Here is an 8,848-nt window from a genome sequence, read left to right as displayed (position 1 = left end):
GAAGGGGGCTGGACTGACCGCCCGCGAGAAGACCGCCCGCGTGGGGATCGTCCCGAAGGTGGCCGTCCGCAGGGTGGCAAGCCAGGGGATCGTCCGCGCCGCGAAGGAGGCTGGACTGACCGCCCGCGGGAAGACCGTCCGCGTGGGGATCGTCCTCACGGGGGCCGTCCGGGTGCTGGCCGGTCTGGCCCGCCCCGGTCACGGTCGGATCGATAAAGGGGCTGGATGATGCGGATTGTCGGCGGTCGCTTCCGCGGCAAGCTTCTGACAGCGCCGGAGGGGCTGGATGAAGTCCGCCCCACATCCGACCGGGCGCGGGAAGCAGTCTTTAATGTGCTGCTGCACCGCTTTCAGGGGCGGAATGGCTTCATGCTCTCAGAAAGCCGGGTGCTGGATGTGTTTGCCGGCACCGGGGCTCTGGGGCTGGAGGCGCTCTCCCGTGGGGCCAAACACGTGACATTTCTGGAACGTGGGCCGCAGGCTCTGCAGGCACTGAAAGCGAATATCCGGTCTATGCGGGCTGAAGCAGACACTTCGGTGATTACCGGAGATGCGCTGAGGCCACCGCAGGCAAAGCTGCCGGTATCGCTGGTGTTTCTTGACCCGCCCTATGCCCAGCCGCTGTGTGCCCCGGCCCTGACCGCACTGGCCGGGTGTGGCTGGCTCACACCGGGGGCGGTGGCGGTCGCGGAAACCGCACGGGAAGCCGAAGCCGTCACTGCGGACGGCTTTGCGGTTGCGGATGTGCGGGACTATGGCAAGGCCCGGGTTACCTTTCTGGTCTGGAAAGGTCAGCCCGCAGCCTGATCCCTGCTTTGGGGGCTGTCTTCTTCGTCGCGGCTGGCGGATCAGGTCTGCCAGCCGTTTTCCATGGCGATCCGCACGGCCTGACTGCGGTTGGCGGCCCCCAGTTTGCGGTAGATATTGCGGGTCTGTACCTTGATGGTCACTTCCTGCAGATCCAGCGCCCGGGCAATTTCCTTGTTGGTGGCCCCGTCAACCACCATGCCCAGAATGATCCGCTCCCGGGGCTCCAGCCGCTCCAGCAGTGGGCTCGGGCCGCTGGCGGGGCTGTTTGCGGGCTCACGGTCCATCTCCGTGGCCGGACGGGCTGTGGCCCCGACCGCAAAAGACGGAAAATACTTTTCCCCTGACAGTACCAGACGCAGAGCATTCAGCATGGCAGTGGAGCTCAGGGTCTTGGGCAGATAGCCGTTGGCCCCGGCTTCGGCACAGGCCACGACATCCCCGGCATCAATCGAGCCGGACAGGATCACCACCGGCACACCGGGCTGCTCCTCAATCATCCGGCTGATCCCGGATGTTCCACGCATTCCCGGCATCCGCAGATCCAGCAGAATCAACGACAGGGGGCATCCTTGGCTTTCTCGGCGGTGGCCTTGCTCAGAGCCTCATCAAAATCAGACGCCTCAAGCACTTCTACCGCTGTGTCGAGCGTTGCCAGAAACGGCAACAGCCCCTGACGCACCAATGTGTGATCATCTGCCAAAATCAGTCGCAGCACCCTTGCCTCCCATCCTCCCACGCACCCGGACCACACTTCAGCAATTTTGGCATAAAAAGTCAAAACATCCCCAAGTACAGGCCGCGTCAGGAAGGCAGGGTTTCCGGGGTGACGTCGGGGTGCAGATCTTCCGGCAGATTGGCTTCCACCAGGGCCGTCAGGTCCGTCAGGCGGATCGGTTTGCGCAGAATGGCCACGGCCACGGTTTCAATTTCTTCCGGGCTCAGATCTGACTGGCCCATGTGGCCGGTCATAATGATTACCGGCAGATCAGGGATATGCCGGTGCAGCCGGGCCATCAGTTCCAGCCCGCCGACCCGGGGCATCCGCAGGTCGGTGATCAGAAGATCCGGCGGATCTTCCAGAAACAGGTCATAGGCCTTGGCCCCGTCATGGGCCATGGTGACCCGGTAGCCGATGGCCCGCAGGTGATCGCGGATCAGGATTGCGGCTGCGGGTTCATCATCGACCACCAGAATATGGCCGATCAGGGCGGAGGGCTCATCTTCCTCGGTGTCGCTGTTTTCGGTCGGGGCCGGCAGTATCCGGGGTTGGTGCAAGGTTGGGCGGGGTCGGTCTGCGTTCAGGTCCGGTGCCGTTGAGACACCATCGGTCGCCTGCGCCAGCGGCAGGGAAACCGTGAAAACAGCGCCACCGCTGTCCTCGTTGCGGGCACTGATGCTGCCCCCCATGGCGGAGATCAGGCCGAAACTTACTGACAGTCCCAGACCGGTACCACTGCCGACTTCTTTCGTGGTGTAGAACGGTTCGAAAATACGGTCCAGCACGTCTGCCGGGATTCCGGTGCCGGAGTCCGCAACGTCAATCAGCAGAAGATCTCCGGCACCGTCGACACTGGCGCGCACATTGATGGCTGCGTTCCAGCCGGAGTCCGGCAGTTCGGTCCGGCTGCGGGCGCGCAGGCTGTCCCGGGCATTGGTCAGGAGGTTCAGCAGAACCTGTTCCAGATGTACCGGCTGCCCGAGAACCCGGGTCGGCTGGTTCGGATAGCGGACGGACATGGTGATGGTCTCAGCGTAGAACTGGGCCTCAACCATATTGATGGCTTCCCGGATGCACAGCTGTGGGTCAAACAGGTCGGCACTGGGGGTCTGCTTCCGGCTGAACACCCGCATGTGGTCGATGATGTCGCCCATCCGTCCGGCTTGCCCGGCGATCACCTCCAGCCCTTTCCGGGTCTGGTCGGACAGGGTGGAGCCTTCTGTCAGAAGGGTGCCTTCTGCCGCCATGCGGATGATGTTCATCGGCTGGCTAAGTTCGTGGGCCATCCCGGCCGCCATTTCTCCCAGGGTTGCCAGTTTTGCGGTCTGGATCAGCTGGGTCTGCACGGTTTTGCGGGTGGTGATATCGCGCATCAGGGTCAGCACGGCCGGTTGTCCGTCATGAATGATCGGGGCAGATCCGACCTCGGCTTCAAACGGGGTGCCGTCAATCCGTTTGAGGCGGATTTCGCGCCGTTCTGACATCTGCTGGCTGTTCTGGACCTGATCGAACTGTTCCTGTACCTGCTGCAGGCTGGTTTCGGGGACGAAGTCTGTAACCGGTCTGCCGATCAGATCCTGATCCGTGGTCGCGCGGGTGATGGCGACGGCGCGGTTGTTGACGAAGACGATATGGCCGTTCAGATGCACGATCAGGGCATCAAGTGACAGGTCGGCAACAGAGCGGTAGCGGTCTTCGCTTTCCACCAGTGCTTTCATCGCCCGGTACTGATCGGTGATGTCGGTGCCACTGCCCCGGTATCCGCCGAAAACGCCGTTGTTATCGAAGATAGGTGTTCCGGAAATGGAATGAATCCGCTCCTGCCCGCTTCCGTCGAGGATGCGGTATGTGAAATTACGGAAAGGCCGCCGGGCCCGCAGGGTTGCCAGATAGGTCTCCCAGCGTTTGGTCTCATCATAAGGGATTGCCTGCAGTTCACTGCGGGTCCGCCCGATGATCTGGTCGGGGTCCAGTCCCAGCAGGCGGCGGATTCCATCTGAAACGTAAGTGAAACGGTTCTGGGTGTCGGTTTCCCACAGCCAGTCGCTGGAGGACATCGCAAAGTCCCGGAACCGGCCTTCGCTGTCCCGCAGGCGCCGGGTCCGCTGGGCGATTGTCTGTTCCATAATGTCGTGCAGACGGCGGCGGGCCTGATCGGTTTCTGCCTGTGCGGTCAGCCGGGCATCAAGGCTGTCGCGCAGGGCCCGTGTCCGGCGGGACAGGGCATGGATTGCCAGAAGGGCGATCGCCAGAGGAACCGCGATGGTGAGAATGCCGGTCAGGCCATGTGTCAGATCTGACGAGGGCGTCGTCACACGGAAAACCATGACGGCGCGGACCGGCGCGCCCGTCCCTGTCCCCATCCCCATCGCGACAATCTGCTGACTGATATTGTGGCCGGAGAAAACCTGTTCAAACAGCCGGAAAGACTGTCGGGATGTCGGGACCGGGGAGGGTTCGGCAGACAAAACCCACGGTGTCTGCCGCAGATCTGCCAGAAGAGGGGCCGGATCAGTCTGCAGGGCCGGATTGGTGGAAAACAGAACGGTGTCGGAAGAATCAAGAATGGACAGTTCCAGTAAGCCTGACCACAGCGAGATTTCCTGAAGGTGTTTGCTCAGGCGGGAAGAGAGAGGGTCGCGCCGGTTGGTCAGCGGGGGTGCATCAATTCCCGGCGATGTGGGGTCAGCCCGCTCGCCCCCTGTGGTTTCGGTCAGAGGCAGCAGGGCGGTCAGGGAGGGCTGAATGGATCCGGCAATCCGGGCGGCGTTACGGCGGTATTCCGCCGCCTGTTCCCGGGTGTTGACCCATGTGTGCAGCGAAAACGAAACAGCCCCGACGAGAAGGCCGGTGATGATCAGCAGGCCGGTCCAGAGGCGGAAGGGGGGGAACGGGAGGTCTGGTTCCGTCACCGGTGGCGACACGGGGGACACGGGATCGCTCATGGTCTGGCCGGGAACTCCGCTCTATTTTCCAAAGTGTACCTTTAAAAGGGGCTGTGCGACAATTCCCGCCGCTTTCAGGCCGGACGGCCTCAGGCTGAACACTATTCTATCGTACGGTTTGTTGTCCGGCGTGGATCTGTCCGGCGCGGCTGCGGTATTCTGGTCCGCAGTGTTTGGTATTTAAGGAGACGCAGGGTGTTGTCCCGACCGTTGACAGCCTTCGGGCAGGCAGAATTGCCCGGGCCGGGCCAGAATCAGAGCATGAGCAGAGACAGGAAATGAGCGGGACGGATGATATTCTGGCCCTGTTGCTGGCCTTCGGCGGCGGCGTTCTGTCAACGGCTCTGCTGCGGTTGATCGGCGGGGCCGGAACCGGGGCCCGGATTGCCGGGGTCGGGTTACCGATCGGGTTTCTGACAGCCTGGAGCTGGTTTGCCGGGTTTGACTTTCCACCCGAGGGGACATTCGGGCTGACAGCCTACATCGCCCTTGGCGGGCTGTGCCTGGGGATCATCCTTGATGCAATGGCCGTGCGGAAAGGGCCCCGGCTGCTGACCACGGTATGCTTTGTCGGGCTTTGTGTCTGGCTGGCGCTGGGCAGCCCCGACCGGATGCCGGGAACGCCGGTCACCCGTATTGAGCTTGTGCTCGCGGCGGTGATTCTGGTGGTCTCCTGGCTGGGTCTTCTGACCCGCCTTAAGGCGGACCATGTGCCGGGCCGTGGGGCTGACGGCGTCATGTTGATTCTTCTGCTGGGTCTTGGTCTGGGACTGATCGCCCTGCAGGCTGAGGCGCAGGCGGTCGCCGGGCCCTGTCTGGCGTTGGCGATGGCGGCGGCAGGGGTACTGACGGTGGTCTGGCCGATGCGTCTGCCGCTGCCGTTGTCCGCTGCCTACGGCGGGGGAGGGGCCGTTCTGGGGCTCGCTCAGTCTCTGGCCGGATCCCGGCCGGGCACCGTGGTACCGCTGCTGGTTCTGTCCCTGATCCTGTTTGTCGGCCCTACTGCCCGGCGACTGCCAAAAGCAATCTGGTGTTCCCCCCTGTGGTTTTTTCTGCTTGGCCTCCTGCCGGTTGGTCTGGCGACTTTGCTGGCCTATGCCGCACGCAGCCATTGAGATCCTTTCCTCGGCGGCCTGTGTGGCAAGCGGGTTTTCAGGGCAGGGGAAATAAACTAACCTAGGCGGGTCCGCGTCCCGGAAGACTTACACGGATTGCGGGTATTTGCGGGAGTATCCCGTCTGAGACAGCGGTTATGATGCAGCAGGAGTTCTTCCTTTGGCGGAACAAGAGAAGTCCGACGTGAAACGTCCGGTCGTGGCGATGGTTCTGGGGGTTTTGGTCTTGGCCGGGGCCGGGATTCTGGCGCTCCTGACCCTTGAGGGAACGGCACCGCAGACTCCGGATGCAGCGCCGTCCTCGCCCGCTGCGCCGCAGGCTCCGGCTGCGTCTCCCCCACCTGCCAGCAAGGAAGCGGCAAAACCGAAGGCGACAGTTTCGGGCCCGGGCTTTGATGTCGTGCGTATTGATCCTGACGGCAACACCGTGATCGCCGGTCGTGCTGTGCCGGGCTCTGATGTGACGATTCTCGATGCCGGGAAGGAAATCGGCCATGCCCGCGCTGATGAGCGGGGGGAATGGGTTTATCTGCCCGACCATGCTCTGCCGCCGGGCAGCCGGGAGCTGAGCCTGCGGGGCGTTGACGACAAGGGGGCCCCGATGGACTCCCGTGATGTGGTTGTGCTGGTGGTCCCTGAGCAGAAGGGGGGCAAGACACTGGCGGTCCGGACCGACCGGGAAACCGGGACCAGCACCATTCTGCAAGGGGTTTCCCCGATTCCGGCAGGCAGCGTCATTACCCTCGACAGTGTTGATTACGATGAAACCGGCGCCCTGTCCCTGCGCGGGCGGACGACCAAGCCCGGAACGGTGCAGGTCTACCTCGATAATGCTGCCATCGGGTCCACTAAGACCGGGGACGGGAACGGTTGGTCCCTGAAGCCGGAACAGAAGGCCACCAAGGGGGATCACGTGCTGCGGGCGGATCTTGTGGATGAGAAAGGCAAGGTTCTGGGCCGGGTCGAGCTGCCGTTTTCCCGGGTTGAGATCGCCGGAATGCCCAACGGTCTGCGCGTTGTCGTGCAGGAGGGCAACAGCCTGTGGCGGATGGCCCGCCGGGCCTATGGCGACGGGCTGGCCTATACGGTGATTTACGATGCCAACAAAGGGCAGATCCGCGATCCGGATCTGATCTATCCGGGGCAGGTGTTTATTGTGCCACGCCAGTAACGGCGGATGAGGCAGCATCACGGAGCGGGGGCGGAAGCCTCCGCTTTTTTTCTGGCCGGAGATTGTCTGTTTGTCCCTGCCGGTATGCCACACCGTTTGTCGACATCGGACCCGGTTTTGCCATCTGGGTGATCTTCTGGGGCGGGAGACCGGCTGACGGCCCTGACCCTGTGGGGCGGGCCACACTTGGCCTTTGGGCAGGGGGCGTGCTAGGGTGCCCGCAGTTTTTTCTGTGGATATGACAACGCCAGTGACTGACGCTTCTGCCCCGGCTCCCATTCCGTCCCCCGGCCCCGAAGACCACGCTGGCCGGCGTTCCACCGCCACCCTGACCCGCCGTCTGTACGATGAGGCCATGCGGCCCTATCTGGGGCGGATCGTGCTGGCGCTGATCCTGATGGGGGTAACGGCGGCGGCGCAGGGCGCAACCGCCTGGCTGATGGAGCCGGTGGTGGACTGGGTCTTCGCCCAGAAATCCTCCACCCTGCTGTGGCCGGTGGCACTGGCAGTGCTGGCGACTTTTGCGATCAAGGGGACGGCGGAATACTTTCAGTCAGCGGTTATGTCAGATGTTGGCCTGCGGATCATTGCCGACCTGCAGCAGCGGCTGTTCCGTCATCTGATGACGCTGGATGCCGGATTCTTCGGGCGGATCAGCTCCGGCAATCTGGTGTCGCGTTTTATGGTCGACATCAACCAGATGCGAAACGGGGTGTCCAACGCCATTACGGGTATGGGGAAGGATACCATGACCGTGGTGGCGCTGGTGATCGTGATGTTCTATCAGGACTGGATGCTGGCTCTGCTGGCGTTTTTCGTCTTTCCGGTAGCGATTTATCCGATTGTCCGGCTAGGCCGGCGGATGCGCAAGGTCACCATCAATACGCAGGAGCAGATGGGGGCGCTCAACACCGTGCTGGAGCAGTCCTTTCAGGGGATCCGCATGGTGAAGTCCTATGGCCTTCAGGGTCATGAGGAGGCCAAGGTCCATGCCCTGTCAGAAGAGATCTACCGCCTGACCCTGAAGGGGTCAAACACCCGCGCCCTGTCCAGCCCGATCATGGAAACCCTGGGCGGGGCGGCGGTGACAGTGGTGATCATTTATGGCGGTTACCGCGTGATTGCCGATACCACCACCACCGGGGCCTTCTTCAGCTTTATCACCGCCCTGCTGATGGCGTATCAGCCGATGAAGAACCTCGCCCGCCTGAACACCAACCTTCAGGAAGGTCTGGCCGGGGCGCAGCGCCTGTTTGACTTGCTCGACACCCGGACCCGGATTGTCGAAGCCCCGCAGGCCACGCCGCTGCAGGTTACCGGCGGGGCGGTCTCGTTCCGGGATGTGCGCTTTTCCTATGAGGACGGCACCGAGGCGCTGTCCGGCGTAACGCTTGAAATTGCCGCCGGGCAGACCGTGGCGCTGGTCGGGCCGTCCGGCGCGGGTAAGACCACTATTCTCAATATGATCCCCCGCTTTCACGATGTGTCGTCCGGGATCATTGAGATTGACGGTCAGGACGTGCGCGATGTGACCCTGACCTCGCTGCGGGCCGCGACGGCGCTGGTCAGTCAGGAGGTCGTGCTGTTTGATGATACGGTGCGGGCCAACATTGCGTTCGGCAAGCCCGGGGCGTCGCAGGCGGAAATTGAGCAGGCGGCGCGGATGGCGGCGGCGCATGACTTTATCTGTGCCCTGCCGGAAGGCTATGACACCGTGGTCGGGCAGCGGGGGATGAAGCTGTCCGGTGGTCAGCGTCAGCGTCTGGCCATTGCCCGCGCCCTGCTGAAAAATGCCCCGATCCTGCTGCTGGATGAAGCGACCAGCGCACTGGACACCGAAAGCGAGCGGCAGGTGCAGAGTGCCCTTGAAACCCTGATGGCAGGCCGGACCACGCTGGTGATCGCGCACCGTCTGTCCACCGTTGTCCATGCCGATGTTATTCACGTCATTGACAGTGGCCGGGTGGTGGAAAGCGGCACCCACGATCAGCTTCTGGCGCTGGGCGGGGCCTATGCCCATCTTTATGCCCTGCAGTTTGCCGCCGAGCAGTCGGCGGTGCCAGAAGGACGGTGATGACCGCAGGGCAGA

At 63.0% G+C, this 8,848-nt stretch carries 8 protein-coding genes; 5 read left to right on the top strand and 3 right to left on the bottom strand.

Features of this window, described 5'->3' with window-relative positions; translation table 11 throughout:
• Together G365_RS24245 and rsmD are read left to right on the top strand one after the other, a co-directional pair.
• A partial coding sequence (locus G365_RS24245; RefSeq protein WP_026345462.1) for a hypothetical protein occupies positions 1 to 229 on the top strand: 229 nt, incomplete at its 5' end.
• A complete protein-coding gene (gene rsmD, locus G365_RS0117370) occupies positions 226 to 807 on the top strand; it encodes a 16S rRNA (guanine(966)-N(2))-methyltransferase RsmD (protein ID WP_211217701.1) in 582 nt (193 codons plus the stop codon). The genes G365_RS24245 and rsmD, both read left to right, overlap by 4 nt.
• A 41-nt stretch (positions 808 to 848) precedes the next feature.
• On the opposite strand, the gene G365_RS22165 is transcribed toward rsmD, so the two are convergent.
• From G365_RS22165 to G365_RS23225, 3 genes are all read right to left on the bottom strand, one after another.
• Complete coding sequence (locus tag G365_RS22165) at positions 849 to 1,334, bottom strand: response regulator transcription factor (RefSeq protein ID WP_245554776.1); 486 nt, start codon at positions 1,332 to 1,334, stop codon at positions 849 to 851.
• 26 nt (positions 1,335 to 1,360) lie between these two features.
• Entirely contained in the window at positions 1,361 to 1,525 is a 165-nt protein-coding gene (locus tag G365_RS24415) for a helix-turn-helix domain-containing protein (RefSeq protein WP_019646815.1), read from the bottom strand.
• Between the two features lie 86 nt (positions 1,526 to 1,611).
• A complete protein-coding gene (locus G365_RS23225; RefSeq protein WP_019646814.1) occupies positions 1,612 to 4,473 on the bottom strand; it encodes a PAS domain S-box protein in 2,862 nt (953 codons plus the stop codon).
• 278 nt (positions 4,474 to 4,751) lie between these two features.
• Between G365_RS23225 and G365_RS0117355 the strand changes: the two genes are divergently transcribed.
• The 3 genes from G365_RS0117355 (at position 4,752) to G365_RS0117345 (ending at position 8,833) form a co-directional block, all read left to right on the top strand.
• Positions 4,752 to 5,588, top strand: a complete 837-nt coding sequence (locus G365_RS0117355) for a hypothetical protein (protein WP_019646813.1) — start codon at positions 4,752 to 4,754, stop codon at positions 5,586 to 5,588.
• Positions 5,589 to 5,772: 184 nt separating this feature from the next.
• Positions 5,773 to 6,759 (top strand): LysM peptidoglycan-binding domain-containing protein, encoded by a 987-nt coding sequence (locus tag G365_RS0117350; protein ID WP_026345461.1) that lies wholly within the window; start codon positions 5,773 to 5,775, stop codon positions 6,757 to 6,759.
• A gap of 250 nt (positions 6,760 to 7,009) precedes the next feature.
• Complete coding sequence (locus tag G365_RS0117345; protein WP_019646811.1) at positions 7,010 to 8,833, top strand: ABC transporter ATP-binding protein; 1,824 nt, start codon at positions 7,010 to 7,012, stop codon at positions 8,831 to 8,833.
• Positions 8,834 to 8,848 lie beyond the last annotated feature (15 nt).

It is taken from the genome of Novispirillum itersonii subsp. itersonii ATCC 12639 (genome assembly GCF_000381985.1).
Lineage (GTDB): Bacteria > Pseudomonadota > Alphaproteobacteria > Rhodospirillales > Rhodospirillaceae > Novispirillum > Novispirillum itersonii.
The sequence above is the reverse complement of the archived record's forward strand: the minus strand, read 5'-3'. Positions and strand labels throughout refer to the sequence as shown.